Source organism: Microbacterium sp. MMO-20, from assembly GCF_037147735.1.
In the GTDB taxonomy this organism is placed as follows: Bacteria; Actinomycetota; Actinomycetes; order Actinomycetales; family Microbacteriaceae; genus Microbacterium.
The window spans coordinates 448,140-474,787 of record NZ_JBBCUU010000002.1 but is presented as its reverse complement, the minus strand read 5'-3'; the positions used below and the strand labels follow the sequence as shown (position 1 = coordinate 474,787).

Sequence of the window (26,648 nt, the reverse complement as noted above, 5' to 3'; positions counted from 1 at the left end):
CGTGCGGTCAGCGGCCGAGCACACGTCGGCTGACGACCGCGAGAAGGCTCTCGAGTGGGCCGCGCCCGACCGTCAGCGCCCAGACCGTGCACACGAGCACGGTGCCGAGGACGAACGGCCAGAACGGATGCAGAGCGCGCATTCCGTCGAGGTCGCCGGTGTCACCCAGGACGATCGCAGCGATGAGGGCCCAGGCGACGATCTGCAGCACGTATGCCGTCAGCGGCATCGAACCGACGGCCCGGACGGGCAGCGTCGCGACGGCGACACCACGCACACGACAGGCGAGGCTGCACGCGCCGATCACGGCGAGCGCGAAGCCGCCCGAGCCGACGACCTCGAACAGCCCCCCGGAGTGGGGCCCCGCCGTCAGCACTGCGTCGAGCACTCCCCACGCGCCGCCGACTGCGTTGACGAGAGCATCCGCGCCGTAGCCGAGGGCGGCGAGGGCGCTGCCCGCGGCCAGGAGTACCACCTGTGTCCGCCGATCCGCGAGGCCCGATCGACCGGCGGCGAGACCGGCCACCACGAAGGCGATCCAGATCGTCACGGGATAGTGCCACCCGAGGATCAGCGCGAGGATCGCACCGGTCTCGCCCTGCCAGAGCGGCAGTGCATCGAACGCGGGCTGAACCCACGGCATGACGAATGCGAGAACAGCCGCGACGATCCAGAGCGTGCGGGAGCCCAGCCGCAGGAGCGGCAGGGCGAGGAGGAAGAGCAGCGCATAGGCGGGAAGGATCACGAACACCGGCACGCCGGTCGCGATGAGGGCGAGTCCGATGAGCCACAGCAGGATGCCGCGGATCGCGAGCGACTGGCGTACGAGCGTCAGGCGCGGCCCGCGCGGCACCGCGCGCGCACCGCCGGACACGAGGGCGATCGAGACACCCGCGAGCGTCGCGAACAGGATCGAGGAGCGCCCGCTCGCGACATCGATCCACGTCGCCGGATCGCGCCACTCCCATGCAGGAAGAGCGACCAGATGCGCCGCGAACATCCCGAGCACGGCGATCCCGCGCGCGAGGTCGACGCCGGGCAGTCGTCCCGGCGCCGACAGTCCGCCTCCTACGGCTGGCGCAGCAGCCACACCAGCAGCGCCTTCTGCGCGTGCAGGCGGTTCTCGGCCTCGTCCCAGACGACCGATTGCGGGCCGTCGATGACCTCGGCATCCACCTCGTAGCCGCGGTCGGCGGGGAGGCAGTGGATGAAGATCGCGTCGGGCGAGGCGAGCGCCATGATCTCCGCGGTGACCTTGTAGCCGCCGAGATCGTGGACGCGTTGGATCTTCTCCTCCTCCTTGCCCATCGACACCCATGTATCGGTGACGATGACGTCGGAGCCGGAAGCGGCCTCGTTCGGGTCGGTGTAGAGGGTGACCGATCCACCGGTCTGAGCGGCGATGCGATCGGCGTCGGCGATGACGTCCGCGCGCGGCGCGTAGGCCGCGGGGGATGCCACGCGCACGTGCATGCCCGCCGTCACGCCCGCGAGGACGTAGGAGTGCCCCATGTTGGACAGCCCGTCGCCGAAGAACGTGAGCGTGAGTCCCTTCAGGTCGCCGTCCTCATTCGCCTTGTGCTCACGGATCGTCAGAAGGTCGGCGAGCAGCTGGCACGGGTGGAAGTCGTCGCTCAGCGCATTGATGACGGGCACGGTCGTGCCGCGCGCCATCTCTTCGAGCCCTGCCTGCGCGTAAGTGCGCCACACGATCGCGGCGACCTGACGCTCGAGCACGCGCGCGGTGTCGGAGGGGGTCTCTTTGCCGCCCAGCTGACTGTTCGCCGTCGAAATGACGAGCGGCGAGCCGCCGAGGTCGGCGATGCCGACAGCGAACGAGACCCGCGTTCGGGTGGAGCTCTTGTCGAAGATCACCGCAACGGTCTGCGGGCCCTCGAGGGGCTTCAGCTTCCATCGGTCCTTCTTCAGCGACACGGCGAGGTCGAGGATCTCGGCTTGTTCGGCCGGGCTCAGGTCGTCGTCGCGGAGCAGATGGCGGGTCATGCGGACACCTCCGAGGTCGGGGTCTGGGCATCGAGGAGGAGCGCGTCCTGCACGGTGGCGAGAGCACGGGAGAAGAGCTCGATGAACTCGTCGATCTCGACGTCGCCGATCGTGAGCGCGGGCGCGAGGCGGATCGTCGAGTCGTTGGCCGCGTTCACGATGAGGCCGTGCTGCTGAGCAGCGGCGACGACGGCCGGCGCGACCGGCGCGGTCAGTGCGACGCCGATGAGCAGGCCCTCGCCGCGGCATCCCTCGACGAGCGTCGATCCGAGCTCAGCGATCTGCGCGCGCAGCTGGATGCCGCGCTGCCGGGCGTTGTCGACGAGACCGGCACGTTCGATCTCGGTGAGCACGGCGTCGGCGACGGCCGTGCCGAGCGGGTTGCCGCCGAAGGTCGAGCCGTGGCTGCCGGGCGTGAACAGGTCGCTCGCCGCACCGAAGGTGACGAGCGCACCGATCGGGAACCCGCCGCCGATGCCTTTGGCGACCGTGATCGCGTCGGGCACGATCCCCGCGCGCTGAAACGCGAACCAGCTGCCCGTGCGTCCGGCGCCCGTCTGGATCTCGTCGACGATGAGGAGCGCCCCATGACGCGCGGTCAGTTCGCGCGCCGCCTCGAGATAGCCCTCCGGCAGCGGTACGACCCCGGCCTCGCCCTTGATGGGCTCGACGAACAGCGCGGCGACGCGGTCGTCCATCGCGGCTTCGAGCGCCTCCACCGTCGAGTCGACGAACTCGACACCCGGCACCATCGGGGTGAAGGGCTCCTGCATGTACGACTTGCCGGTCAGCGCGAGCGTTCCCATCGTGCGTCCGTGGAACGCGTTCGTGAGCGCGAGGATTCGCGGGCGCGTATCCACGCCGTCGGGCCCGCGACCGTGCAGTCGCGCGAGCTTGAACGCGGCCTCGTTCGCCTCGGCGCCCGAGTTGCCGAAGTACACGCGGCCGCGCTCTCCGGTCCCGGCGAGCCGCTTGAGCGTCGCCGCAAGTGCCAGCTGAGGCGGCGTCGCGAAGAAGTTCGAGACATGCGCGAGCGTCGCCGCCTGCTGTGCGACCGCCTGCACGAACACGGGGTGCGCGTGGCCGAGCGAGGTCACGGCGATGCCACCGAGGAAGTCGAGGTAACGGCGCCCTTCGTCGTCCCACAACGAGGACCCTTCGCCGCGCACGAAGAGCGCGAACCGCTCCCCCGCGTTGCGGACGAGGTCGCGCCCGGCGTCGTCTTTCCAGCTCGCCTGCGTCCCGTTACCCTGCTCCACCGCGCTCACTGCGCCACCACCTCTGTTCCGATTCCCTGTTCCGTGAAGATCTCCACCAGCACCGAGTGCGGCTGGCGGCCGTCGATGATCGCAGCGGTGTCGACGCCGCCGAGCGTCGCATCCAGACACGCCTGCATCTTCGGGATCATGCCCGACTCGAGCGTCGGAAGCAGATCTCGCAACTCGGATGCCGTGATGTGCGACACGAGCGAGTCGCGGTTGGGCCAGTCCGCGTAGAGCCCGGCGACGTCGGTGAGCACGACGAGCTTCGCAGCGCCGAGCGCGATCGCGAGGGCCGCCGCGGCGGCATCCGCGTTGACGTTGAGCGAGTGCCCCGGGTGATCGAGATCGGGCGCGATCGAGGAGACGACCGGGATGCGCCCCGCTGCCAGCTGATCGAGGACCGGCTGCGGATCGACGCGGACGACATCGCCTACCGCACCGAGGTCGTGCTCGGTGCCGTCGATGACAACGCCACGGCGGCGTCCGCCGAAGAGCCCGGCGTCCTCGCCGGAGAGTCCCGCCGCGAACGGACCGTACGCGTTGATGCGGGCGACCAGCTGCGGGTTGACCTGCCCCGTGAGCACCATCCGGACGACACTCATAGCCTCTGTCGAGGTGACGCGGTACCCGCCCTTGAACTCGCTCGGGATCGCGAGCCGATCGAGCATCTGCGAGATCTGCGGGCCGCCGCCGTGCACGACGACCGGTTTGACCCCGACGAAGCGCAGATAGGCGATGTCCTGGGCGAAGGCATCCTGGAGCTCCTCGGAGACCATCGCATTGCCGCCGTACTTGATGACGATGATCTGGTCGCGGAAGCGTGCGAGCCACGGCAGCGACTCGATGAGGACGGCGGCCTTCTCGGCAGCCTCCTCGGGCGTCGTGTGCTGGACGTTGTCGGCAACGGTCATGAGCTGTACGCGCTGTTCTCGTGCACGTAGTCGTGCGTCAGGTCGTTCGTGAAGATCGTCGCAGACGCTTCGCCCGCCTTGAGGTCGATCAGGACGTCCGTCGCACGGGGGGTGAGATCGACCTCCTCCCGCGGGCGGTCGGGAGCCCCGTCGCTGCACAGACGCACCCCGTTGAAGCTGACGTCCACGGCATACGGGTCGAAGGATGCCCGGGTCGTGCCGATTGCGGCGAGCACGCGCCCCCAGTTCGGGTCGTTGCCGAAGATCGCCGCCTTGAACAGGTTGTTGCGGGCGACCGAGCGCCCGACCTCGACCGCGTCGTCCTCGGATTCCGCGCCGACGACCCGGATCGCGATGTTGTGACTCGCGCCTTCGGCATCGGCCTGAAGCTGAACGGCGAGATCCGTGCAGACCTCGACGAGCGCGGAGCGGAACTCGTCGGCGTCGGGCACGACCTCGGACGCACCCGAGACCAAGAGCGTCACCTGATCGTTCGTCGACATGCACCCGTCGGAATCGAGCCGGTCGAAGCTCACACAGGTCGCGGCCCGCAGGTGCGCGTCGGCTTCCGCCGCGTCGAGCACGGCGTCGGTGGTGATGACCACCAGCATGGTGGCGAGGCCGGGCGCGAGCATCCCCGCGCCCTTCGCCATCGCCCCGATCGTCCAGCCGTCGCCGTCGAACGTGACGGTCTTGGGCACCGTGTCGGTCGTCATGATCGCGCGCGCGGCATCCGGTCCGCCCTCGGTCGAAAGCCCCTCGATCGCGGCCTCGGTGCCGGCCAGCACCTTGCCGCGGAAGACCTCGTCGCCCGTCCCGATGAGACCCGTCGAGCAGACCAGCACGTCGCCCGCGCTGACGCCGAGGAGCTGCCCTGCCTTCTCGGCGGTCTGGTGCGTCGTCTGGAAGCCGAAGGCGCCGGTGAAGCAGTTCGCCCCTCCGGAATTCAACACGATCGCCTCGACGACGCCGTCCGCGATGGCCTGCTGCGACCACAGGATCGGATTCGCCTTCGCCCGATTCGAGGTGAAGACGGCGGCGCCGACTTTGAGCGGCCCGCGATTGACGACGACGGCGACGTCCGGCTTGCCGGTCGACTTGAGCCCTGCGGCGACGCCCGCCGCCTCGAATCCCGCGGGTGCGGTCACTCCCTCTGCAGAGTTTCCCTCTGCAGAGATTCCCTGTGCGGTGGTGCTCACGGTGCGACTCCGTTCACGGTCAGGCCCCGGTCTTCGGGGAGGCCGAGGGCGATGTTCATCGACTGGATCGCCGCACCCGCGGTGCCCTTGACCAGGTTGTCGACGGCGGCGACGACCACGACGCGGTTCGCGGCGCGGTCGATCGCGAGGCCGAGGAGCGCGGTATTGGCGCCGAGGACGTCGGCGGTGCGGGGGAATTCGCCCTCCGGCAGGAGCTGCACGAAGGTCTCGTCACCGTACGCCTGTTCCCAGGCATCCCGGATCTGCCTATCGGTGACTCCCGCGGCGATCGGCGCCGTCGACGTCGCAAGGATTCCCCGCGCCATCGGAACGATCACCGGCGTGAAGGAGATCCGCACGTCGCCGTCGGCGCCGGCCGCGATGAGCGCCTGCCGGATTTCGGGGATGTGCCGGTGCGTGCCGCCGACGGCGTACGGGTTCGCGGTGCCGAGGATCTCGGATGCCAGGAGATTCGTCTTCAGGCTCTTGCCCGCTCCCGAAGGGCCGACCGCCAGAACCGTCACGATGTCGGACGGGTCGATGACGCCGGCCGCGACGCCGGGGGCGATGCTCAGGGCGACCGTCGAGGCATTGCAGCCGGGCGCGGCGATCCGCGTCGCTCCGGCAAGGTGCGCCCGCTGCTTCGCGCTGCTCGGATCGCCGAGGCCGCCGATCGGCAGCTCGGGCACTCCGTAGGTCCACGGATCGTGGAACGGGCCGCCGTAGAACTGCGCCCAAGCGTCCGCCGACGTCAGCCGGTGATCCGCGCCGGCATCGATGATGAGGGGCGCATCGGCGAGCGCGTCGGTGTATTGCCCGGACTGACCGTGCGGCAGAGCGAGGAACACGATGTCGTGCCCGGCGAGGACGTCGGGCGTCGTGTCCCGGAGCTCGAGGTGCGCGAGCGAGCGGAGGTGCGGCTGGTGCAGCGCGAGCGGCTGACCCGCGTTGGAATGCGCGGTCACCGTCGTGATCTCGATGTCGGGGTGTGCGGCGAGCAGGCGCAGGATCTCGCCGCCCGCATAGCCGGAAGCGCCGGAAACGGCGACCGAATAGGTCATCTCTCAACCTTATTGTCTGTGGTGACGCCGCTCGTGACGCGGCAAGGGCCGGAAGACGGCGACACCCGCACCTCGACCCGCCGATGGCGAGGAGAAGCGGTGCCGCCTAGAGTCGGCGGTCGCCCAGGCGTCGGCGCGCACGGAACACCACAGGAGCGGTGATCGTGGCCGAGAGCATGCCGCGACGATAGCGCGGGAGCGGCGCGGGAGGCAAATCCGCGTGCTCACTGCTCCCGGGCGGAGATCAGGGCGAGCTCGTCGGCCCGGGTGAGCCCCGCGGCACGCGGCCGCTCGAGTCCCCGCGCCCTCTCGTCGTCGAGGACGCGCGCGATCGTCTCGGCAAGTGGCCGCAGCGCACCGCCGAGCAGTCGGTAGGTCGCGTTCGACCGGGTCGCGAACCCGGGCGCATCCGCGGGCAGCCACAACGGCAGCGATCGGGGGCCGGCCCAGTAGTCGACGTCTCGCGCACGCAGCTCCTCCGGCGACGCACGCACGACGTCGCCGCTGTGATCGGATGCCGTGCGCGCGAGCCGCAGCACCTCGGCGAGCGGCACGGAGTCGCCGACGGCGTTGACCGCTCCGGAGAAGCGGGCACGGCCGACCGCGACGAGGAAGTCGGCGAGGTCGTCGACGTCGATGACCTGGACGCGGGCATCGGGTGCGTCCGGCACGAGGACGGGTCCGGCCCCCGCGGCGGCGAAGCGCGCCGGCCAGTAGCCGAACCGATCGGTCGGGTCTCCGGGACCGACGATGAGTCCCGGCCGCACGATCGCCGCACGGTGCGGGAACACCGCACGGATCGCGTTCTCGGCGGCGGACTTCTGCGCCGCGTAGTTGCCCGCGTAGTCGGTGTCGGCGTCGGCATCGGTCGGATCGGCCGGTGCGGCGAGCGCGGCGCGCTCATCGGCTCCGAGCTCGTCGTCGCGGGCGTACACCGACACGCTCGAGACATACGTCACGTGGCGCGCGACCTCCCGCAGCGCGTCCGCGGCCGCGGCGACGTGGACCGCACGCGACGAGACGTCGATGACCTCGTCCCAGTCCCGTCCGCGGACTCCGTCGTACGCGTCGGGCGCGGTGCGATCGGCGCGGACGAGCCGCGCCCCGTACGGTGCGTCGCGCGCGCCGCGGGCGAGGCACGTGACGGATGCCCCGGCATCCAGCCATGCCGCGGCGACGCGGCCGCCGAGCCATCCGGTGCCGCCGAGGATCAGGACGTCGGTCATGGCGCTCCTCAGCTCGTCGGGAAGGCTTTGATCCGCAAGAGGAGATCAGGGCCCGTGCGATCGAGGGTACGTCCCCCGACGACGATGCCCGCCGCGATCTCGGCGACCCCGACCACCGCACCGACGACGAGGGTGACCACCCCGAGTGCCGTCGAGGCGGTGGTCGCCGCGATGATCCCGAGGATGAGCGCGGGCAGCGCGAGGAGTCCGCACGCGCCCATGACGACGAACACCATGAGCCCGGAGAGGAAGGTCTGCCCCGGGACCGTCTTGAACGGGCTGTCGCCGGGAGCGGCGACGGGAGTGACGAGAAGCGCCGAAGACACCGAGCTGACGGCGTAGCCGGCGAGGAGCAGTCCGAGCGAAGCGCCGAGGATGGCGGGCAGATACGCGGTGCGTCCGCCGACGATGGTGGTGACCACCGCCACGACGATCAGGAGCGGAACTCCGACGCTCGCCGCCCCCAGGACGCGCCCGAGGCGATCCTGTCGGCCTCGCACCCCGCTCGCGAGCACCGAGGCGAACGCGGTGCCGTCGTAGGAGATGTCCGAGTAGCCGGTGATGCAGAGCACGAAGGCGACCAGCACCGCGGATGCCGAGAAGAAGAACCCGTCGATACCGCCCGTGAACGCGAACAGCACGGGGAAGAGGGGGACGAGAATCAGCTGCCGCACGTACCGCGGGTCGCGCAGCCACCCGCGAAGCGCGCGCGCCCACGTCGCCCCGACCCCGCCGGTCGGCATGATTCCGAAGAGGCCGAGCGCACCCTGGCGGACGGCGCGGGCCGCGCGTCGGGGCGGCGTGGCCGTCGACCGATCGAGCGCGGCACGCCACGCGAACCAGAGCACACCGAGCGTCGCGAGGGCGATCGCGAAGCGCACGGCGGCGAGGAGCCCCTCTCCCGCGGCAACGTCGCCGGGCACCGCCCAGGCAGCCCCGAGCGGGGTCCACGCGAGGATGCCGGCAATCCGCTGCAGCTGGGCGACGAGGTCGCGACCCCCCGACAGCAGCGCCACGGCGCCGCTCAGGATCGGGCCCGCGAAGATCACGACGGCGAGGACGATCGTGCCGACCAGCTCACGTCCGCGACGGTTTCCGCCGAGACCCGTGGACAGAGTTGCAGCGAGCCGTGTCGCGATGACGCAGGTGAGCACCGCGAGCAGGACGCACGGCACGGCGACGATCGCCGCGCCGGGCCACGGCATCCACATGAGCACCGAGAGGAGTGCCGCGAGCGTCGTCGCGATGCCCGGAATGCCCGTGACCCCCGTCGCAGCGATTGCCGTCATCAACTGCCGCGTCGTCAACGGGAAGGTCGCGAGCTTCGCGGCATCCACCGTCGTGTCGACCCCCGCGACGAGAAGCGGCCCGACGACCCAGCCGAGCAGCAGGACCGCTCCGGCGACGACCGCGATCGTGCGAGTGAGGGTCAGATCAGCCGCGACGGCGAGTGCGACCGACCCCGCCCCGACGAGCGTGAGCGCGGACAGGCCCCAGAGTGCCCCGAAGCAGAACCCGACGAGCTGCCAGGGGCTGCGCGCGAGCGTGTTGCCGAGGATGCGGTAGCGGAGCCTCAGGACTGTCGCAACCACGCGGGCCCCTCGCTCGTGTGCCGACCCCCGACGAGCGCGACGAAGCGATCCTGCAGCGACTGGTCGCCGCGCACCTCGTCGATGGTGCCGGCGGCGAGCACGCGTCCTGCCGCGATCACGGCGACGTGGTCGCACATGCGCTGGACGAGGTCCATGGAGTGGCTCGAGACGATGACGGTGCCGCCCGATGCCGTGTAGGAGCGCAGCACATCCTCGATGTTGGCCGCGGAGACGGGGTCGACCGATTCGAACGGCTCGTCGAGGACGAGGAGGCGCGGGGCGTGCACGAGCGCGCACGCGAGAGCCACCTTCTTCGTCATGCCCGCCGAGTAGTCCGCGACGATCGTGCCCGCCGCGTCGCGGAGGTCCATGAGGTCGATGAGGTCGCTCACGCGCCCCGCGATCTCCGGCCGTGGGAGCGAGAACATCATCGCGGTGTAGGTGATGAGCTGCTCTCCCGTGAGCCTGTCGAACAGGCGCACGCCGTCGGCGAGGTTGCCGATCATCGCCTTCGCCCGGGCGGGTTCCGCCCACACGTCGACGCCGTGCACCCACGCCGTACCCGCGTCGGGGCGCAGCAGACCGGTCGCCATCGAGAGCGTCGTGGTTTTGCCGGCGCCGTTGGGCCCGACGAGCCCATAGAACGATCCGGCCGGGACGACCAGGTCGACGCCGGCGACCGCCGTCTTCTCGCCGAAGCGTTTGACGAGGCCGGTCAGATGGAGGGCGGGGAGGGGGGTTGTCTCGCTCATCCCTCCCGAGCCTACCCAGGCACCCCGGCGCGCCGCAGGCACGCCGCCGTTCCTACTCGCGGATCGTCGCTCCGAAGCGCTCCGACGCCGTCGCGACGCCGGCGAGCTTTGCGTCGGTCGCCTCCCCCGCCGTCAGCGTCCGGTCGGCCGCGCGGAAGCGCATCGCGAACGTCAGGCTCTTCGTGCCGTCCGCAAGACCCTGGCCGCGGTAGTCGTCGACGAGGTGCAGCGACTCGAGCAGCTCGCCCGCGCCTTGGCGCAGCGCCGCGGCGACATCGCCGGCGACGACGTCGTCGCCGACGACAAGCGAGACGTCCTGTGTCGCCACCGGGAACGACGAGAGGGATGCCTCGACCTCGGGCGCCCCCGCGAGGCTCAGTACGCGGTCGAGGTCCAGCTCGGCGACGTACACGCGACCGGGCAGGTCCGCGTCCGCAGACACGGTCGGAAGGAGCTCCCCGACGTAACCCACCTCGACGCCGCCGACGGAGAGCACACCGGTGCGGCCCGGGTGCAGAGCCGCACGCTGGCCTTGAGTGACGTCGATGCGCACGCCCGCCGCCACCGCGATCGCCTCGACGGCGGAGAAGGCGTCGGACAGGTCGACGGCGGCGGGGGGCCGACCCGGGCGCTTAGCGTCGACGTTGCCGGTGAGAAGGACCGCCGCGAGGCGCGGCTGCGGTGGGAGCGATGTCTGAAGGGCGGCGAGCGTCGCGTCATCCGGACGCGCACCGAGCGGCGGGACGACATCGGTGCCGTAGGTCACCCCGGCTTCCGGTGTGAAGACGAGCCCGGTCTCGAAGAGCGCGAGATCGGTGAAGCCGCGCGAGATGTTGCGGTGCGCGACCTGCATGAGGCCGGGTACGAGCGAGCGGCGCAGGAACGGTGCCTGGCCGTCGAGCGGGTTGGCGAGTCGGACGGCCGGCACTGCCTCCCCCGACGCAGACCCGTGCAGGTCGTTCGCCGCGGCCGTGGTGAACGGAAACGACGGCGTCTCGACGAAGCCGGCCGCCGCGAGCGCGTTCGCGACGCGGCGACGCCCCTTCTGCAGCGCCGTGAGACCGCGGCCGGCGGGGGGCGTCGGCAGCACCGACGGAATCCGGTCGAGGCCGTGGATGCGCGCCACCTCCTCGGCCAGCGTCCAGCGGTCGGTGAGGTCGGGGCGCCACGACGGCGGGATGACCTCCCATCCGGCATCCGCGCCCTCGAGCGGTGCGACCTCGCACCCGATCGTCTCGAGCGCGCCGGTGATCTCGGCATCCGTGTAATCGACGCCGATGAGATCGGAGACGAACCCGCGCGGAAGCGCGATCGCCTCGAGGAACACCTCTCCGTAGAGTGCGCCCCCGAGCTCGGTGTCGAGTGTGCCGCCGGCGAGGTCGACCATGAGATCGGCGACCCGGCGAGCAGCGACGAACGGGATGAGCGGGTCGACGCCGCGCTCGAACCGACGGGAGGCCTCGGAGGGCAGCTTGTGCCGGCGCGCGGTGCGCGCGATCGACACGGTGTCGAAGATCGCGGCTTCGATGAGGACGTTCCGGGTGGCATCTGTCATCTCCGTCGTGCCACCGCCCATGACCCCCGCGAGCCCGATCGGACCGGACTCGTCGGTGATGAGAAGGTCCTCGGCCGAGAGCGTACGCTCCTTGCCGTCGAGCGTCGTGAGCTTCTCTCCCTCGCTCGCGCGACGGACGGTGATGCCGCCCTGCAGGCGGTCGAGATCGTAGCCGTGGATCGGGTTCCCGAGCTCGAGCATGACGTAGTTGGTGATGTCGATGAGGATGCCGAGGGAGCGGATTCCCGCGAGCGTCAGTCGTGCGACCATCCACGGCGGCGTGGGTCGGGACGGGTCGACGTCGCGGACGACACGCACGACGAACTCGCTCGCGCCCACGCGGCCGCGGATGGGCTTGCGGTCGTCGACGGCGAGCGAGAAGCCGCTGCCGGGCTGGACCTCGTGCCACTCGTGCTCGGCGGGGTCACGGAAGGCCGCGCCGGTCGCGTGCGCGTACTCGCGCGCAATGCCGCGGATCGACAGGGCGTAACCGCGGTCGGGCGTGACGTTGACGTCGACCGCGACGTCGTCGAGGCCGAGGAGCGCGATCGCGTCGGTGCCCGGCTGCGGGTCGAGGCCCAGTTCGGCAAGGCGCAGGATGCCGCTGTGCTCGTCGCCGAGGCCCAGTTCACGCGCCGACGCGATCATGCCGTCCGAGACGTGGCCGTAGGTCTTGCGCGCCGAGATCGGGAAGGGGCCGGGGAGGACGGCGCCGGGGAGCGACACCACGACCTTGTCGCCGGCGAAGAAGTTCGACGCGCCGCAGACGATGCCGCGCGGCTCCGACTCACCGACATCCACCTGGCACCAGCGGATCGTCTTGCCGTTCGACTGCGGTTCGGCTTCGAACGAGAGCACCTGACCGACGACGACGGGGCCCGTCACCTCGAACGAGAGCGCCTCCTCCTCCTCGAAGCCGACCGAGACGAGCGCTTCGAAGACGTCGTCGACCGAGGCATCCGCGGGGATGTCGACGTACTCCCGCAGCCAAGACAGAGGGACGCGCATCAGACCACCATTCCGAACTGCTCGCTGAAGCGGACATCACCTTCGGCCATGTCGCGCATGTCCTGCACGTCGGAGCGGAACATCAGCGCCCGCTCGACGCCCATCCCGAACGCGAAGCCCGAGTACACCTCGGGATCGATCCCCGCCGCACGCAGGACATTCGGGTTGATCATTCCGCAGCCGCCCCACTCGATCCAGCGCGCGCCGCCCTTGAAGGTCGGGTGCCAGAGGTCGAGTTCGGCCGACGGCTCGGTGAAGGGGAAGTAGTTCGTGCGGAAGCGCGTCTTCGCCTCGGGTCCGAACAGCTGCCGGGCGACGTGATCGAGGGTGCCTTTGAGGTTCGCCATCGAGATGCCCTTGTCGACGACGAGGCCCTCGAACTGCACGAACGCGGGAAGGTGCGTCGCGTCGAACTCATCGGTGCGGTAGACGCGCCCCGGGCAGAGGACGTAGATGCCGCGACCCTCCTCGGCGAGCGCAGCGCCGCGCTCGAGCATCGAGCGGACCTGCACGGGACTCGTGTGGGTGCGGAGCACCAGGTGACGATCGACGGGGTCGACGAAGAACGTGTCCTGCATCTGGCGCGCGGGGTGGTCGACGTCGAAGTTCAGCGCGTCGAAGTTGAACCACTCGTGCTCGAGCTCAGGGCCCTCTGCGATCTCCCAGCCCATGCCGACGAAGAGGTCCGCGATCTCCTCCTGCAGGAGGGAGACGGGATGCCGTGCGCCGACGCGCGCCCGCGGCGCGATCGTCGTGATGTCGACGCGCTCCGCCTCCAACTGCGCAGCAGTCTCCGCCTCCGCGAGCACCGCCTCACGGGCCGCCAGCGCCTGGTTCACGCGGCCGCGGGCCTGCCCGACGAGCTTGCCGAACGCGGCTTTCTGCTCGTTCGGGACGTTCCGCAACTGTGCATTCAGCTGTGCGAGCGGGGACGCCTCGCCGGCGTGGGCCGCGCGAGCAGCTCTCAGCTCCGCGGTGGTGGATGCCGCGTCGATCGCCGAGACGGCGTCGACGACCGCGGCATCCACGGCTTCAGGGGTGATCAGGGGCGCGTCGGACACGAGAGACGAGTCTACCGGCGGGGCGGGGAGGCCCCGCGCGGATCATCCCTTCCGATGCGGAAGGCCGGCGAACCCACCTCCTTCGTTCCCCGTCGCACGATCGGTGTTCGCCTGGAGTCCGATGAGCTGCGTATCGGTCACATCGCCGACCGGGTGGTGCGGCTGTCCCCCCTCGGCGGCCTGCTGTCGCTGGCGGCGCTTCGCGCGCTGCTCGATGCGGTACGCGACGTAACTGAGCGCGAGGCACATCGCCACGTAGATCGTGCCGCCCACCATCGCCGTCGGGATGAGCGGCGAGCTGTACACGGCGTTCGACCCCAGCAGCTTGATGACGTAGAGCAGCTCGTGGTAGGTGATGATGAACCCGAGCGCCGTGTCCTTGAGCGTCACGACGAGCTGCGCGACGATGACCGGCATCATGGCGCGGATCGCCTGCGGCAGCAGAATCATCCGCAGAACGCCCGACTTCCGGAGCCCGATCGCGTAGCCCGCCTCGCTCTGTCCGCGCGGAAGCGACTCGACGCCGGCGCGGATGACCTCGGCGAGCACGGAACCGTTGTACGCGATGAGGGCGATGACGACGGCCCAGTACGGCTCCATGCGGATTCCCACGACGGGAAGTCCGTAGTACAGCAGCATCATGAAGATGAGGACGGGGATCGCCCGCAGCACCTCGGTGATCCAGCCGACCGGAACACGGATCCAGGCGTGATCGGAGAGCCGACCGATCGCGAGCACGAAACCGAGGACGAGGGCGCCGACGGCGGCGGCAGCGAATGCGGAGAGGGTCGCCAAGACGCCATCCAGGAGCAGCTGCCAGATCGCCGCGTAGGTGAAGATCTCCCACTTGGCGGGACTGAACTGCCCCGTGTCGGCGAGGCGCCAGATGACCCAGCCGATGACGGCGAGTACGAGGACGACGGTGACCACGCCCAGGACGCGGTTGCGGGCGACCGCCTTCGGGCCGGGGACGTCGTACAGGACGGAGCTCATCGCGCCACCTTCCATCTGCGCTCCATGACGCGTTGCAGCCAGGCGAGGAGCAGAACCATCACGATGAAGATCACCATGACCCATAGGAGGACGAGGAGCTGGTTCTCGCCGCGCTCACTGAGCCACGACCGGATCGAGCCGAGATTCAGGACGGAGAACCCCGCGGCGACTGTCGTGTTCTTCAACAGCGCGATGAAGACGCTCATCATCGGCGGGATGACCGAGCGGCTCGCCTGGGGCAGCACGACGAGCGTCATGACCTGTCCGAAGGTGAGTCCGAGTGCCCGAGCGGCCTCGGCCTGGCCGACGGGAACCGTGTTGACGCCGGAGCGGATCGTCTCGGCCACGTAGGTCGCCGTGTAGAACCCGAGCGCGAGCGTCGCGAGGAGGATCGCATCGATGCGCTGCCGGAGCAGGATCGGCAGGCAGAACGCGAAGAAGAACATCACGAGCGTCAGCGGGGTGTTGCGGATCCAGTTGACGTACACGGCGCCGACTGACCGGGCGATGGGAATGGGCGAGACGCGCATGGCACCGATGAGCAGCCCGACGACGAGCGCGAGGAGCCCTCCGCCGAAGAACAGGATCAGGGTGCCCCGGATCGCTTCGCCCCACAGGTCCAGGTTGTCGGTGATGACGCCCATGCGTGGCCTTTCCGGTGATGTTCGAAGGGAGGGTGACCCGGCGGGCGGCATGCCGCCCGCCGGGTCACCGAGGGGATCGGATCAGCCGACCGGGTCGACCTCGGGCTGGGTGCCCTTGACACCCGACGCCCCGAGGTTCTTGTCGAAGATCGCCGTCCAGATCTCCCCACCGTCGGTGAAGGTCTTGTTGATGAACTCCTGGAAGGCGGTGTCGCCCTTCGCGATGCCGACGCCGTAGCGCTCCTCGCTGAAGACGTCGCCGACGACCTTGAGATTGTCGGGGTCCTGCGCCGCGTAACCGATGAGGATCGCCTCATCGGTGGTGACGGCGTCCACCTGACCGTTCTTGAGGTCCTCGACGCACGCGGAGTACGTGTCGTACTCCTTCGTCTTGGCGGGGGTCTCGTCCTTGATCCGCTGGATCGAGGTCGATCCGGTCGCCGAGCAGACCACGTCGTCGGCCGTCAGCGAATCCTTGCCCGTGATCGAGTCGTTCCCCGCCGCGACCAGGAGACCCTGGCCGGTCACGAAGTACGGGCCCGCGAAGGAGATCTGCTCCTTGCGCTTGTCGGTGATGGAGTACGTGCCGACGTAGTAGTCGATGTCACCGTTGACGATCGCCTGCTCGCGGTTGGCGGACGGGATCGCGGTGAACTCGATCTTGTCCTCATCGAAGCCGAGTGATGCGGCGATCCACCGCGCGATGTCGACATCGAATCCCGTGCGCTCGCCCGAGACCGGGTCCAGGTAGCCGAGGCCGGGCTGGTCCTCCTTGACGCCCACCTTGACGACGCCGGCCGCCTTGATCTTCTCGAACGTCGGGCTGCCGTCGATCGTGACGCCCTCCGCGACCGTCCACGGGTTGCCGGCGGGCGCCTCGCCCGATGCGTCGCCCCCGGGCGTCGTGTCGGCGCCCGGCGTGCCGCTGTTGCACGCCGTAAGCGCCAGGGCGGCGATCGCGATGCCGGCGAAGGCGCCGGCGATTCTGGTGGTACTGCGCATGTGATCCTCCTGGTTTCGTGTCTTCTTTTCGGGGTGCCGCGCCGGTGCAGGGCGCGGACGTCTCAGTGCGTGATGAGCTTGGAGAGGAAGTCCTTCGCGCGATCGCTCTTCGGGTTCGTGAAGAACTCGTCCGGTGCGGCCTCCTCGACGATCTGGCCATCCGCCATGAACACGACGCGATCGGCGGCCTTGCGCGCGAATCCCATCTCGTGGGTCACGACGACCATGGTCATGCCGTCCTGCGCGAGGCCGACCATGACATCGAGCACCTCGTTGATCATCTCGGGGTCGAGGGCGCTCGTCGGCTCGTCGAAGAGCATGACCTTCGGCTTCATCGCGAGGGCGCGCGCGATCGCGACGCGCTGCTGCTGACCGCCCGACAGCTGTGCGGGCAGCTTGGATGCCTGCTGCGCCACGCCCACGCGCTCAAGCAGCGTCCGGGCCTCGGCCTCGGCATCCGCCTTCTTCATCTTCTTGACCTTGATGGGGCCGAGCGTGACGTTCTCGAGGATCGTCAGGTGCGAGAACAGGTTGAAGGACTGGAACACCATCCCGACGTCGGCGCGCAGGCCCGCGAGAGCCTTGCCCTCCTTGGGCAGTTCCTTGCCATCGATCGTGATGGAGCCGCTCGTGATGGTCTCCAGGCGATTGATCGTGCGACACAGCGTCGACTTGCCCGAACCCGAAGGTCCGATCACGACGACCACCTCGCCGCGGTTGACGGTGAGGTCGATGTCCTTCAGCGCGTGGAACTGTCCGTAGTGCTTCTGCACGTCAGACACGACCACGAGCGGGTCGCCGCGGCGGACGGTGATGTTGCTGGTCGCGGGAGCTGGATCCGGGGTCGCCATGTGGTCAGCCTAGGCAGAGCCCCCTGCGCGCACTCAAGTTATACACAGGATCTTGACCGAGTCGTAACCCGAGTGGAACAATCTCCGCTCAGCCTCCGGCGCGCTGTGCGAAGGCCGTCTCATACAGGCAGACGCTCGCTGCCGTAGCGAGATTGAGCGACTCGGCGCGGCCGTAGATGGGGAGGCGCAGCGAGAGGTCGGCGTGGGCGAGAGCTTCCGCCTCGAGTCCGCGCGCCTCGTTGCCGAACAGCCAGGCCGTGGGCTCGGCGAGGAGGTCGCGCCGTGCCAGGAAGTCCTCTCCCCCGACATCCGCGGCGACGACGCGCAGGCTCGCCGCGTGCGCGCGCTCGACGGTCGCTTCGAGGTCTGCCGCAACCACGACGGGAACATGGAAGAGCGAACCGGTCGTCGCGCGCACGACCTTGGGGTTGTACGGGTCCACCGTGCGGCCGGTGAGGATCACGGCGTCCGCGCCCGCGGCGTCGGCCGCGCGGATGATCGTGCCGAGGTTGCCGGGATCGCGCACCTCCTCGCAGATCGCGATGAGGCGCGGGGATGCCGAGAAGACATCCTTCAGCGCGGTCGGCGACTGGCGCGCGACGGCGACGATGCCCTGCGGCGTGACCGTGTCGGCCATGGCATCCAACACCGCCTCGGTCGTGAACTCGATGTCCAGGCCCGCCGCGCGGGCGGCATCGCGCACATCCTGGTGGCGCTCCATCGCGGTCGGAGTCGCGTAGAGCTCGACGACGGTGTCGGGGCGGTAGGCGAGCGCTTCGCGCGCGGCCTGCGGACCCTCCAGCAGGAACAGCCCCGTCTCTTGACGAGCGCTGCGCTTGGTGAGCTTGGCGACGGCCCGCACGCGCGGGGAACGAGGGTTCTCGAGCACGCTCTCATCCTAGGGAACGAGAAAGGGTGTCCCCCGAACGGAGGACACCCTTTCTCGTGCGTGATGCTTACGCCTTGGGCGCGTTCACATCGGCCGGGAGGGCCTTCTTGGCGGTCTCGACGAGCGACGCGAAGGTCTTCGGCTCGTTCACCGCGAGCTCGGCGAGCATACGGCGGTCGACCTGCACGCCCGCGAGCCCCAGACCCTGGATGAAGCGGTTGTAAGTGACGCCGTTCTGACGCGCGGCGGCGTTGATGCGCTGGATCCACAGGCGGCGGAAGTCGCCCTTGCGCTTGCGACGGTCACGGTACGCGTAGACGAGCGAGTGGGTGACCTGCTCCTTCGCCTTGCGGTACAGGCGCGAACGCTGACCCCGGTAACCGGAGGCGCGCTCGAGGATGACGCGGCGCTTCTTCTGGGCGTTGACGGCCCGCTTGACTCTAGCCATTTCTCAAATTCCTATCGTGCGTCGCGGCTCAGAGGCCGAGGAGCTTCTTGGCGACCTTGGCGTCACCCGGGGCGAGGACCTGGTCCTGCGAGAGGCGACGGGTGCGCTTGGTGGGCTTGCCCTCGAAGTTGTGGCGGAGGTTCGCCTGCTGCTTCATGATCTTTCCGCTACCGGTGACCTTGAAGCGCTTCTTGGCACCCGAGTGGGTCTTCTGCTTCGGCATGTCTCTATCCTTCGTTGTGGTTCCCGCAGGGCGGGAGTCTGTGGGGCCCGCGCCTCAGGAGGCGGGGGCGTCGGCGGCCGGGGCCGCCGCGGCGGGCGTGGTCTCGCCGGAGGTGCCGCGGGCCTGGCGCGCGGCCTCCTTGTTCGCAGCACGCTGGGCGTTCTGCTCGGTCTTGACCTCGGACTTGTTCTTGTGCGGCGCGATCACCATGACCATGTTGCGCCCGTCGATCGTGGGGTTGGACTCCACCGTGCCGAACTCGGCGACATCCTCGGCGAACTTGCGGAGGAGGCGCACACCCTGCTCAGGACGCGACTGCTCCCGACCACGGAACAGGATCATCGCCTTGACCTTGTCGCCGGCCTGGAGGAAGCCCTCGGCACGCTTGAGCTTGGTCGTGTAGTCGTGCGCCTCGATCTTCAGTCGGAAGCGGACTTCTTTGAGCACGGTGTTGGCCTGGTTGCGACGGGCTTCCTTGGCCTTCTGCGCCGTCTCGTACTTGAACTTCCCGTAGTCCATGATCTTGACCACGGGCGGCTTCGAGTTGGGGGCGACCTCGACGAGGTCGAGATCTGCCTCCTGCGCGAGACGGAGCGCCGCCTCGATGCGGACGACGCCGACCTGCTCACCGTTCGGCCCGACGAGGCGGACCTCGGGGACGCGGATGCGGTCGTTGGTGCGGGGATCGCTGATGCGGAACTCCTCTGTCGTACGGTTGGATGCCACCGCTCGACGGGAGTCTTGCGGGCGGAAGAGTCTCACGCCCACCCCGCGCGACGCGGGGAGTTCTGCACCCTGACCCCTCACGGCTCTCACCGTGCGGGCTACCCGGTGCCGATGTCGCTGGCGGGCCGGGCGGAGTGCGGGACCCGGTAGCCTGGAGCGGCAAGCGCGGGTGGGATGTGATCCACTTTCGATCCGGAGCAGAACACTCCGGTGCGCGGCAAGTCTAGCAGAAAGCGATCCGTGACCACGAACGTCCCCTCCTCCGACCATTCGCACGCTGCGTCCTCCGCTGAGGACGCCGACCGCCTCGCGCGCTGGGAGGACCAGGAGCGGGCTGCCGCCGCGGCATCCCGCGACATCGCCGACGTCCCCGCGGTCGAAGTCATCACGACCGCGGCCGTCCACCTCATGAGCGCGGCAGCGGTCAAGGTCGGGCTCGCCGACGCGCCCGAAACCCAGACCGACCTCGATGAGGCCCGCAAGCTCATCAACGCCCTCGCGGGACTCATCACCGCCGGCGCTCCCGAGATCAGCGACATGCATGCCCGATCGCTGCGCGATGGACTGCGGTCGGTGCAGCTCGCCTTCCGCGAGGCATCCGTCATCCCCGACCCGATCGGCAAGGGCCCCGGCGAGAAGTGGACCGGCCCGGTCACCTGACCCGATCGCCGGTCACCCGACGCGATCGGCGCGGGGCGCGGGTTCAGGCGCGGAGAAGTTTGACCGTCAGAGAGTCGACGAGCACGGCGACGCGGTCGTCCGCCGCCCAGCGTGCCGCGAGGCGCTGCAGGATCGCGTCGAGCTCGGCCTGCACGAGGCCGTCGACGAGGTGGAGGCGCACGACCAGTTCCGGCCCGCGGAGGCGCCCGGACGGGTCGCCGTCTTCCACGGCGAGGTCGATGACGCCGAGCTCGCCGCCGATGGATGCCTGCAGGCCCGAGAAGACCTCCGGCGAACGATGCGCCGGCTCCCACCGCTGCCCCTGACCGATCGCCCACACGGCGGGGCGCCGGAGCACGAACTCCGTCGACGACATCGGGTCGATCACGATCAGGTCGGTGTCGTCCGCGGCAGCCGAGAGGGCTGTGCGCACGCCGTCGACGGGCACGGGACGCGCGCGCGGATCCCACGCGGCGAGAGTCGCGACGGATGTGAAGACGGGGAGCACGCGCCGCCCGTCGGGAGCGGCGACCGTCACGATCGAGAGCTCCTGCGTCTTGTCGACGGCGAGGCCGGACGGCGCGACACCCACGTCCCCCGCCTCGGCGACGAGCGGAATCAGCAGGCGTGCCGAACGGTAGGCCTCGACGACCGCGACGGCGTCACCCTTGCCGGCGTGGACGTCCTCGAGCGCGCGCAACAGCGCGGCATCCGCCGATCCGTCATCGCCCGCGTGGGGGTTCGATGCGAAGCTGCGCCCTGCCCACGGAACGCCGGCGCTGTCAGCCTGCTGCGACATCCAACGCCTCGGCGAGCGTGAAGGCGCCCGCGTACAGCGCCTTGCCGACGATCGCGCCTTCGACACCGAGCGGCACGAGGGCGCGCAGCGCCGCGATGTCGTCGAGGTTGGAGATGCCGCCGGACGCGACGACAGGCCGCGTCGTGCGCGATGTCACCTCGCGCAGGAGGTCGAGGTTCGGTCCCCGAAGCGTGCCGTCCTTCGTGACGTCGGTGACGACGTAGCGGCTGCACCCGGCATCCTCCAGACGCTCCAGCACCTGCCACAGGTCGCCGCCGTCACGCGTCCAGCCGCGCGCGGCGAGCGTGGTTCCGCGCACATCGAGGCCGACCGCGATCGCCTCGCCGTAGCGGCCGATGACGTCAGCGGCCCACTCGGGGTTCTCGAGGGCCGCGGTGCCGAGGTTGATCCGCGCGGCGCCCGAGTCGAGGGCCGCCTCCAGCGACGCGTCGTCGCGGATGCCGCCGGAGAGCTCGACCTGAACCCCCCGCAGCTGCTTGATGGCCTTGCGGATGACGGCCGTGTTGTTGCCCCGCCCGAACGCGGCATCGAGGTCGACGAGGTGGATCCACTGTGCGCCGTCACGCGCCCAGGCGAGGGCGGCGTCGACCGGGTCGCCGTAGTTGGTCTCGGTCCCCGCCTCACCCTGCGTGAGACGCACGGCCTTGCCGTCGGCGACATCGACAGCCGGCAGGAGGATCAGTTCAGGGGTCGACGCGAAATCGTTCATGGCTCCAAGTGGGGGTCATCGCCGGGGATCTCGTCGGTCGAGCCGCGGCACAATGAGAGAGACTACCCGTCCGCCGCGCGCGCGTCGTACACTCACGCCGTCCGCGGGAGAGCGGAGATCCAGTTGCCGAGCAGTCGGATGCCCGCGGCGCCGCTCTTCTCGGGATGGAACTGCGTCGCGCTCAGCGGACCGTTCTCGACCGCGGCGAGGAACGGCTGGCCGTAGTCGCACCACGTCGTCACGGGCGCGCGGAAGGGCCGCATCGACTCGAGGGTCCAGTGCTGAGCGCCGTACGAGTGCACGAAGTAGAACCGCTCATCCTCGATGCCCTCGAACAGGATCGAGCCCTCCCCCGCGCGCACCGTGTTCCAGCCCATGTGCGGGAGGACGGGCGCATCGAGTTCTGTGACTGCGCCGGGCCACTCACCGAGACCGTCGGTTTCGACGCCGCGCTCGACGCCGTGCTCGAACAGCACCTGCATGCCGACGCAGATGCCGAGCACGGGACGACCGCCCGCCAGTCGCCGCTCGATGAGCTCATCGCCGCGGATGCCGCGAAGCGCGCCCATGACCGCGCTGAAAGCCCCGACGCCCGGGACGACCAGGCCTTCGGCGTCGGCGACGAGGCCGCGATCAGCCGTCAGCCGGGCGTCGGCGCCGGCAGCGACGAGAGCCTTGACCGCGGAGTGGACATTGCCCGAGCCGTAGTCCAAGACGGCGACGACCGGGCGGGACGTGTCCTCCGTCACAGGGCGCCCTTCGTACTCGGGATGCCCTCGACGAGCGGATCGATCGCCTTCGCCTGGCGGAACGCGCGCGCGAACGCCTTGTACTCCGCCTCGGCGATGTGGTGCGGATCACGCCCACCGAGCACCGTGACGTGCACCGTGAGACCGCCGTTGAAGGCGATCGCCTCGAACGTGTGCCGCACGAGCGCACCCGTGAAGTGGCCGCCGATGAGGTGGTGCTCGTAACCCGCGGGCTCGCCCGTGTGGACGAGGTACGGGCGACCGCTGATGTCGACCACGGCCTGCGCGAGAGCCTCGTCGAGGGGGACGAGGGCGTCGCCGTAGCGCGAGATCCCGGCCTTGTCGCCGAGCGCCTGCCGGATCGCCTGACCGAGCACGATCGCGACGTCCTCCACAGTGTGGTGCGCGTCGATGTGCGTGTCGCCGGAGGCGCGGACGGTGAGATCGGTGAGCGAGTGCTTCGCGAACGCGGTCAGGAGGTGGTCGAAGAACGGCACCGTCGTGTCGATGTGGCTCGTACCCGTACCGTCCAGATCGAGGTCGAGCTCGACGGTGGACTCGCTCGTGACCCGACGGAGGGATGCCGTGCGGCGAGAGACGGGCGGGAGTGACGCGGATGCCATGCTGCCGAGTCTAGCGACGCACGCTCTCAGCCCTGTGCCCGCGCCGTCGTTCCCGCGTGCGCCCCGCCAGCACCGAGCGAGGCGAGGGCGTCGAGGAACGCCGTCGACTCGTCTTCGGTGCCCGCGGTCACGCGCAAGCTCCGCGGCAGTCCGACGTCACGGACGAGAACGCCCTGGTCGTAGAGCCCCTGCCATGTCGCGGCCGGGTCGTTGACGCCGGCGAAGAGCACGAAATTCGTCCAACTCTCGAACGGCTCGTAGCCGAGGGCATCGAGGGTCGCGGAGATCCGATCGCGCTGCGCGACGATGTCGTCGACCATCGCGAGCATGGCGGGAGCGTGACGCAGGGCCGCGATCGCCGCCGCCTGCGTCAGGGCGCTGAGGTGGTACGGCAGCCGGACGAGACGCAGCGCATCGATGAGCGCCGGGTCTGCGGCCAGATAGCCCACGCGCGCACCGGCGAACGCGAACGCCTTGCTCATCGTGCGCGAAACCACGAGCCGCTCTCGGCCCGGCAGCAGTGTGAGCGCGGAGCGGGAGTCGCGCGGAGCGAACTCCTGGTACGCCTCGTCGACGATCACGATGCCCTCGGTCGCCTCGTACACGGACTCGATCACATCGAGGCCGAGCGGGGTCCCGGTGGGGTTGTTGGGCGAGCACAGGAAGGTGACGTCGGGCTTCGCCTCCTCGATCTGCGTCGCGGCATCCTCGGGCGTGATCGTGAAATCCACGCCGCGCGTTCCGGCGACGTACGACGCGCCCGTGGCACGGGTCAGCAGCGGATACATCGAATAGGTGGGACCGAACCCGAACGCCGTGCGGCCCGGGCCGCCGAAGGCTTGGAGGAGGTGCTGCAGGACCTCGTTCGACCCGTTCGCCGCCCAGATCTGCTCGGGTAGCAGTCCGTGCCCGAGGTAATCGGCGAATCCCTCGCGCAGCGCCGTGAACTCGCGATCCGGGTACCGATTGACGTCGCGCAGCGCGTGCGCCAGCGAATCGAGGATGTCGTCGGCCACATCCTCCGGCACCGGGTGGGTGTTCTCGTTGACGTTGAGGGCAACCGGCAGCGGCGCCTGCGGTGCCCCGTAGGGAGTCAGCCCACGCAGGTCGGGCCGGAGGGGGAGGTCATCGAGACGCGCGCTCACAGCACCATCGTACGGCGCGACCGAAGCCTCAGCGCTCGGCGCGGGCGGGGAGTGAGATCGTCTGCCCGACCGTCAGCGCACCCGACGGGAGCGCGTTCAGGCGGACGATCTCATCCACCACGTCGCGCGGGTCGGATGCCGGGTCAGCCGCTTCGGCGATCGACCACAGCGTGTCGCCGGGCATGACCGTCACCTGCTCGAACGAGCCCGCCGGAGCGCCGGCATCGTTCGAGGCGAGCGCGCCACCACCCGACACGATTGCGAATGCGAGCGCGAGGACCGCGGGAAGCGCGGCGATCGCCGCGAGCACACGCCGTCCCCGCACAGTCAGACGCAGTCGCGTCGTCGGAACGCGACGGGCGAACGTGGCGGCGGTGAGGTCGATCGTGGTCATGGTCTTCTCCTCGACGGAAGTCGTGATCTTCGCATCCGACTCTCGGCCGGGAGAGCCGGATGCGAAGTTCTCTTCCGAATCTATCTTCGATATATTGCGGATGTCAAGAACGCATCTGATCGGAAGCGAATCGAACGCGACACGCGTGAGCCTGTCAGTGCGGACGCTCGTTACCGGATACGGTTTCGACGAGGACACCCCATCACCGACCTCCGACATTCGAAGACGAGAGCGTCCGGTGCGATCGAAGGAGAGCGACATGGAACGGCCGCAGACTCGGCGACGCAAAAGCCTGAGCGACAAGCAGCTCGCGATCCTGGAGGTCATTCAGCGCTCCATCGCGCGGCACGGCTATCCGCCGAGCATGCGCGAGATCGGCGACGCCGTCGGACTCAAGTCGCTCTCGAGCGTCACCCACCAGCTCAACCAGCTGGAGCTCAGCGGCTACCTGCGCCGCGATGCGGGTAAGACTCGCGCGATGGAGGTCCTCATCGATCTGCCCGGCTCCTCCGTCGAGAACCCCGCCGACGAAGCGCCCGTGGTGGGCGACGCCGCGCTCGTGCCGCTCGTGGGTCGCATCGCCGCCGGTGTCCCCATCACCGCGGACCAGCAGGTGGAGGAGATCTTCCCGCTCCCCCGTCAGCTCGTGGGCAAGGGCGAGCTGTTCATGCTGAAGGTGAGCGGCGAGTCGATGATCGACGCCGCGATCTGCGACGGCGACTGGGTCGTCGTCCGTTCGCAGCCGAACGCGAACAACGGCGACATCGTCGCGGCCATGCTCGACGGCGAGGCGACTGTCAAGACGTTCCGCCAGCGCGACGGACACACCTGGCTGCTGCCGCGCAACACGGCGTTCGAGCCGATTCTCGGCGACGACGCCACCGTGTTGGGCAAGGTCGTCGCCGTCCTCCGCGCGGTCTGAATCACGGCCGTGGGCGGTCGCGGGCGGTGGCGCGCGTGGATCTCAGCGCTCTGCATCGTCGTGGCATCGGTTCTCGTGCCGGTCTCGATCGCCACGGCGTGGGGCCGCGCGCAGCTCGTCGAGGAGGACACGTTCGTCGCGACCCTCGCTCCCCTCGCATCGGATCCCGCGGTCCAGAAGATGATCATCGACGAGACGACGGCCGCCATCACGGATCAGGTCGATTTCGCGGCGATCACCTCCACCGCGATCGACGGGATCGTGAGCCTCGGGCTCCCGCCGGCCGCGGCATCCGCTCTGTCGCTCCTCTCGCAGCCCGCGGCGGACGGCCTCGAAAGCCTGGTCGATCGCGCCGTGACGCAGGTCGTGACCTCGGACGGATTCGCAGCGGTGTGGGCGACGGCGACGCGCGCCGGCCACCGGGCCCTCACGACCGCGGCGACGTCGGACGGCGGTGGTCTCGTCGTCCGCACGGACGACGGCGTCGGCATCCAGCTCGGCGCCATTGTCGATGCCGTGAAGCAGCACCTGACCGCGCAGGGCGTGAGAGTCGCCGGTCTCATTCCACCGGTCGATCGGGTGGTGATCCTCGGCACGGGTGAGACTCTCGCGATGATCCGCACAGGCCACGCGGTCGCCGCGGCGGTCGGCTACTGGGCCCCCGTCGTGACGCTCGGACTGCTCGCCGCCGGGATCCTCGTCGCGCGCCGACGTGCGACGGCGCTGCTGGGTGCCGGGCTCGGGCTCCTCATCGGTGGGGGCGCACTTGCGATCGGGATCGCGATCGGTGCGGGCCTGATGACGACCGTCGGCACTCAGACCGGGCTCGAACCGTCCGCCCTCGCCGCGATCTACGCGCAGATCGCTGACGGGATGGCGCGGACGTCCGCGATCGTCGCCCTCGTGGGTGCCGTCGTCGCGGTGCTCGCCTGGACGCACGGGCGGTCGCGGGCGGCGATCGCCCTCCGCGGCGTCATCGGCGCGGTGAACAGCGACGTTCGACGCGCGCGTATCGGCCGGGGAATCGGTACCGGCGCCGTCGGCCGCTGGCTCTTCGCACAGCGGGGAGTCGTGCGTGCCGTGATCGCCCTCGTCGTCATCGCCGGGCTGTTCGCGCTGCGCCCGCTATCGGCGAGCGAAGTGGCGCTCGTGACGGTCGTCGCGCTGCTCACGTGGTGGATCACCGAACTGCTGCAGACGCGCCCCGACGAAGCGTGAC

28 protein-coding genes are annotated in these 26,648 nt (G+C 69.8%); 3 read left to right on the top strand and 25 right to left on the bottom strand.

Annotated features, from left to right (window positions below):
* Window positions 1–7: 7 nt before the first annotated feature.
* From WFI52_RS05890 to infC, 19 genes are all read right to left on the bottom strand, one after another.
* Window positions 8–1,090 carry a heparan-alpha-glucosaminide N-acetyltransferase domain-containing protein gene (locus WFI52_RS05890; protein WP_336625662.1) on the bottom strand — a complete coding sequence of 361 codons (1,083 nt, stop codon included), beginning with the start codon at window positions 1,088–1,090 and terminating at the stop codon, window positions 8–10.
* Window positions 1,069–2,004 (bottom strand): ornithine carbamoyltransferase, encoded by a 936-nt coding sequence (gene argF / locus WFI52_RS05885; RefSeq protein ID WP_336625663.1) that lies wholly within the window; start codon window positions 2,002–2,004, stop codon window positions 1,069–1,071. The genes WFI52_RS05890 and argF overlap by 22 nt, the downstream gene beginning before the upstream one ends.
* On the bottom strand, window positions 2,001–3,272 hold the full coding sequence (locus tag WFI52_RS05880) for an acetylornithine transaminase (protein WP_336625664.1): 1,272 nt from the start codon (window positions 3,270–3,272) through the stop codon (window positions 2,001–2,003). The genes argF and WFI52_RS05880 overlap by 4 nt, the downstream gene beginning before the upstream one ends.
* On the bottom strand, window positions 3,269–4,177 hold the full coding sequence (gene argB / locus WFI52_RS05875) for an acetylglutamate kinase (protein WP_336625665.1): 909 nt from the start codon (window positions 4,175–4,177) through the stop codon (window positions 3,269–3,271). The genes WFI52_RS05880 and argB overlap by 4 nt, the downstream gene beginning before the upstream one ends.
* Complete coding sequence (argJ, locus tag WFI52_RS05870) at window positions 4,174–5,325, bottom strand: bifunctional glutamate N-acetyltransferase/amino-acid acetyltransferase ArgJ (RefSeq protein ID WP_336625666.1); 1,152 nt, start codon at window positions 5,323–5,325, stop codon at window positions 4,174–4,176. Before argJ ends, argB begins: the two co-directional genes overlap by 4 nt.
* Before the next feature lie 47 nt (window positions 5,326–5,372).
* Entirely contained in the window at window positions 5,373–6,437 is a 1,065-nt protein-coding gene (gene argC / locus WFI52_RS05865) for an N-acetyl-gamma-glutamyl-phosphate reductase (protein WP_336625667.1), read from the bottom strand.
* Window positions 6,438–6,661: 224 nt separating this feature from the next.
* Complete coding sequence (locus WFI52_RS05860) at window positions 6,662–7,663, bottom strand: NAD-dependent epimerase/dehydratase family protein (protein WP_336625668.1); 1,002 nt, start codon at window positions 7,661–7,663, stop codon at window positions 6,662–6,664.
* Between the two features lie 8 nt (window positions 7,664–7,671).
* Window positions 7,672–9,255, bottom strand: a complete 1,584-nt coding sequence (locus tag WFI52_RS05855; protein ID WP_336625669.1) for a hypothetical protein — start codon at window positions 9,253–9,255, stop codon at window positions 7,672–7,674.
* Window positions 9,237–10,007 carry an ABC transporter ATP-binding protein gene (locus WFI52_RS05850; RefSeq protein WP_336625670.1) on the bottom strand — a complete coding sequence of 257 codons (771 nt, stop codon included), beginning with the start codon at window positions 10,005–10,007 and terminating at the stop codon, window positions 9,237–9,239. The genes WFI52_RS05855 and WFI52_RS05850 overlap by 19 nt, the downstream gene beginning before the upstream one ends.
* A gap of 52 nt (window positions 10,008–10,059) precedes the next feature.
* The gene (pheT, locus tag WFI52_RS05845) at window positions 10,060–12,570 is read right to left on the bottom strand and encodes a phenylalanine--tRNA ligase subunit beta (protein WP_336625671.1); all 2,511 of its coding nucleotides are present in this window, start codon (window positions 12,568–12,570) and stop codon (window positions 10,060–10,062) included.
* Complete coding sequence (pheS, locus tag WFI52_RS05840) at window positions 12,570–13,631, bottom strand: phenylalanine--tRNA ligase subunit alpha (RefSeq protein WP_336625672.1); 1,062 nt, start codon at window positions 13,629–13,631, stop codon at window positions 12,570–12,572. Before pheS ends, pheT begins: the two co-directional genes overlap by 1 nt.
* Before the next feature lie 42 nt (window positions 13,632–13,673).
* A complete protein-coding gene (locus WFI52_RS05835) occupies window positions 13,674–14,624 on the bottom strand; it encodes an amino acid ABC transporter permease (RefSeq protein WP_336625673.1) in 951 nt (316 codons plus the stop codon).
* Complete coding sequence (locus tag WFI52_RS05830) at window positions 14,621–15,268, bottom strand: amino acid ABC transporter permease (protein WP_336625674.1); 648 nt, start codon at window positions 15,266–15,268, stop codon at window positions 14,621–14,623. The genes WFI52_RS05835 and WFI52_RS05830 overlap by 4 nt, the downstream gene beginning before the upstream one ends.
* Window positions 15,269–15,349: 81 nt before the next feature.
* Window positions 15,350–16,270 carry a glutamate ABC transporter substrate-binding protein gene (locus WFI52_RS05825; protein ID WP_336625675.1) on the bottom strand — a complete coding sequence of 307 codons (921 nt, stop codon included), beginning with the start codon at window positions 16,268–16,270 and terminating at the stop codon, window positions 15,350–15,352.
* Between the two features lie 62 nt (window positions 16,271–16,332).
* Complete coding sequence (locus tag WFI52_RS05820; RefSeq protein WP_336625676.1) at window positions 16,333–17,121, bottom strand: amino acid ABC transporter ATP-binding protein; 789 nt, start codon at window positions 17,119–17,121, stop codon at window positions 16,333–16,335.
* Between the two features lie 88 nt (window positions 17,122–17,209).
* Window positions 17,210–18,010, bottom strand: coding sequence for a TrmH family RNA methyltransferase (locus WFI52_RS05815; RefSeq protein WP_336625677.1), 801 nt, complete (start codon window positions 18,008–18,010; stop codon window positions 17,210–17,212).
* Window positions 18,011–18,077: 67 nt separating this feature from the next.
* Entirely contained in the window at window positions 18,078–18,458 is a 381-nt protein-coding gene (gene rplT, locus WFI52_RS05810; protein WP_292864557.1) for a 50S ribosomal protein L20, read from the bottom strand.
* Window positions 18,459–18,486: 28 nt separating this feature from the next.
* Window positions 18,487–18,681, bottom strand: a complete 195-nt coding sequence (rpmI, locus tag WFI52_RS05805) for a 50S ribosomal protein L35 (protein WP_292856079.1) — start codon at window positions 18,679–18,681, stop codon at window positions 18,487–18,489.
* A gap of 54 nt (window positions 18,682–18,735) precedes the next feature.
* Entirely contained in the window at window positions 18,736–19,407 is a 672-nt protein-coding gene (infC, locus tag WFI52_RS05800) for a translation initiation factor IF-3 (protein WP_336625678.1), read from the bottom strand.
* 240 nt (window positions 19,408–19,647) lie between these two features.
* On the opposite strand from infC, the gene WFI52_RS05795 reads away from it, so the two are divergent.
* Complete coding sequence (locus WFI52_RS05795) at window positions 19,648–20,067, top strand: DUF1844 domain-containing protein (RefSeq protein ID WP_336625679.1); 420 nt, start codon at window positions 19,648–19,650, stop codon at window positions 20,065–20,067.
* Between the two features lie 43 nt (window positions 20,068–20,110).
* Here WFI52_RS05795 and WFI52_RS05790 read toward each other — a convergent pair whose 3' ends face one another.
* The 6 genes from WFI52_RS05790 to WFI52_RS05765 all read right to left on the bottom strand — a co-directional run bounded on the left by WFI52_RS05790 (window position 20,111) and on the right by WFI52_RS05765 (window position 24,507).
* Window positions 20,111–20,866: an SseB family protein gene (locus WFI52_RS05790; RefSeq protein WP_336625680.1), complete on the bottom strand. Its 756-nt coding sequence runs from the start codon at window positions 20,864–20,866 to the stop codon at window positions 20,111–20,113.
* Window positions 20,850–21,596 (bottom strand): bifunctional 1-(5-phosphoribosyl)-5-((5-phosphoribosylamino)methylideneamino)imidazole-4-carboxamide isomerase/phosphoribosylanthranilate isomerase PriA, encoded by a 747-nt coding sequence (gene priA / locus WFI52_RS05785; RefSeq protein ID WP_336625681.1) that lies wholly within the window; start codon window positions 21,594–21,596, stop codon window positions 20,850–20,852. Before priA ends, WFI52_RS05790 begins: the two co-directional genes overlap by 17 nt.
* A gap of 92 nt (window positions 21,597–21,688) precedes the next feature.
* A complete protein-coding gene (gene hisH, locus WFI52_RS05780) occupies window positions 21,689–22,345 on the bottom strand; it encodes an imidazole glycerol phosphate synthase subunit HisH (RefSeq protein WP_336625682.1) in 657 nt (218 codons plus the stop codon).
* Window positions 22,342–22,968, bottom strand: a complete 627-nt coding sequence (hisB, locus tag WFI52_RS05775; protein ID WP_336625683.1) for an imidazoleglycerol-phosphate dehydratase HisB — start codon at window positions 22,966–22,968, stop codon at window positions 22,342–22,344. Before hisB ends, hisH begins: the two co-directional genes overlap by 4 nt.
* A gap of 26 nt (window positions 22,969–22,994) precedes the next feature.
* Complete coding sequence (locus WFI52_RS05770) at window positions 22,995–24,113, bottom strand: histidinol-phosphate transaminase (RefSeq protein WP_336625684.1); 1,119 nt, start codon at window positions 24,111–24,113, stop codon at window positions 22,995–22,997.
* A 28-nt stretch (window positions 24,114–24,141) separates the two neighbouring features.
* Complete coding sequence (locus WFI52_RS05765) at window positions 24,142–24,507, bottom strand: LysM peptidoglycan-binding domain-containing protein (RefSeq protein WP_336625685.1); 366 nt, start codon at window positions 24,505–24,507, stop codon at window positions 24,142–24,144.
* 259 nt (window positions 24,508–24,766) lie between these two features.
* Between WFI52_RS05765 and lexA the strand changes: the two genes are divergently transcribed.
* Complete coding sequence (gene lexA, locus WFI52_RS05760) at window positions 24,767–25,429, top strand: transcriptional repressor LexA (protein WP_336625686.1); 663 nt, start codon at window positions 24,767–24,769, stop codon at window positions 25,427–25,429.
* A 9-nt stretch (window positions 25,430–25,438) separates the two neighbouring features.
* Window positions 25,439–26,647 (top strand): hypothetical protein, encoded by a 1,209-nt coding sequence (locus WFI52_RS05755; protein ID WP_336625687.1) that lies wholly within the window; start codon window positions 25,439–25,441, stop codon window positions 26,645–26,647.
* The last annotated feature ends 1 nt before the right edge of the window (window position 26,648 follow it).

Bases quoted from the DNA above. Each gene is read 5' to 3' on its own strand.
- argB (WP_336625665.1), bottom strand. From the start codon at position 4,177: ATGACCGTTGCCGACAACGTCCAGCACACGACGCCCGAGGAGGCTGCC.
- lexA (WP_336625686.1), top strand. From the start codon at position 24,767: ATGGAACGGCCGCAGACTCGGCGACGCAAAAGCCTGAGCGACAAGCAG.
- hisB (WP_336625683.1), bottom strand. From the start codon at position 22,968: ATGGCATCCGCGTCACTCCCGCCCGTCTCTCGCCGCACGGCATCCCTC.
- argF (WP_336625663.1), bottom strand. From the start codon at position 2,004: ATGACCCGCCATCTGCTCCGCGACGACGACCTGAGCCCGGCCGAACAA.
- WFI52_RS05860 (WP_336625668.1), bottom strand. From the start codon at position 7,663: ATGACCGACGTCCTGATCCTCGGCGGCACCGGATGGCTCGGCGGCCGC.
- WFI52_RS05830 (WP_336625674.1), bottom strand. From the start codon at position 15,268: ATGGGCGTCATCACCGACAACCTGGACCTGTGGGGCGAAGCGATCCGG.
- rpmI (WP_292856079.1), bottom strand. From the start codon at position 18,681: ATGCCGAAGCAGAAGACCCACTCGGGTGCCAAGAAGCGCTTCAAGGTC.
- argC (WP_336625667.1), bottom strand. From the start codon at position 6,437: ATGACCTATTCGGTCGCCGTTTCCGGCGCTTCCGGCTATGCGGGCGGC.
- WFI52_RS05820 (WP_336625676.1), bottom strand. From the start codon at position 17,121: ATGGCGACCCCGGATCCAGCTCCCGCGACCAGCAACATCACCGTCCGC.
- pheT (WP_336625671.1), bottom strand. From the start codon at position 12,570: ATGCGCGTCCCTCTGTCTTGGCTGCGGGAGTACGTCGACATCCCCGCG.
- WFI52_RS05825 (WP_336625675.1), bottom strand. From the start codon at position 16,270: ATGCGCAGTACCACCAGAATCGCCGGCGCCTTCGCCGGCATCGCGATC.
- WFI52_RS05765 (WP_336625685.1), bottom strand. From the start codon at position 24,507: ATGACCACGATCGACCTCACCGCCGCCACGTTCGCCCGTCGCGTTCCG.
- WFI52_RS05835 (WP_336625673.1), bottom strand. From the start codon at position 14,624: ATGAGCTCCGTCCTGTACGACGTCCCCGGCCCGAAGGCGGTCGCCCGC.
- WFI52_RS05790 (WP_336625680.1), bottom strand. From the start codon at position 20,866: ATGTCGCAGCAGGCTGACAGCGCCGGCGTTCCGTGGGCAGGGCGCAGC.
- rplT (WP_292864557.1), bottom strand. From the start codon at position 18,458: ATGGCTAGAGTCAAGCGGGCCGTCAACGCCCAGAAGAAGCGCCGCGTC.
- WFI52_RS05850 (WP_336625670.1), bottom strand. From the start codon at position 10,007: ATGAGCGAGACAACCCCCCTCCCCGCCCTCCATCTGACCGGCCTCGTC.
- priA (WP_336625681.1), bottom strand. From the start codon at position 21,596: ATGAACGATTTCGCGTCGACCCCTGAACTGATCCTCCTGCCGGCTGTC.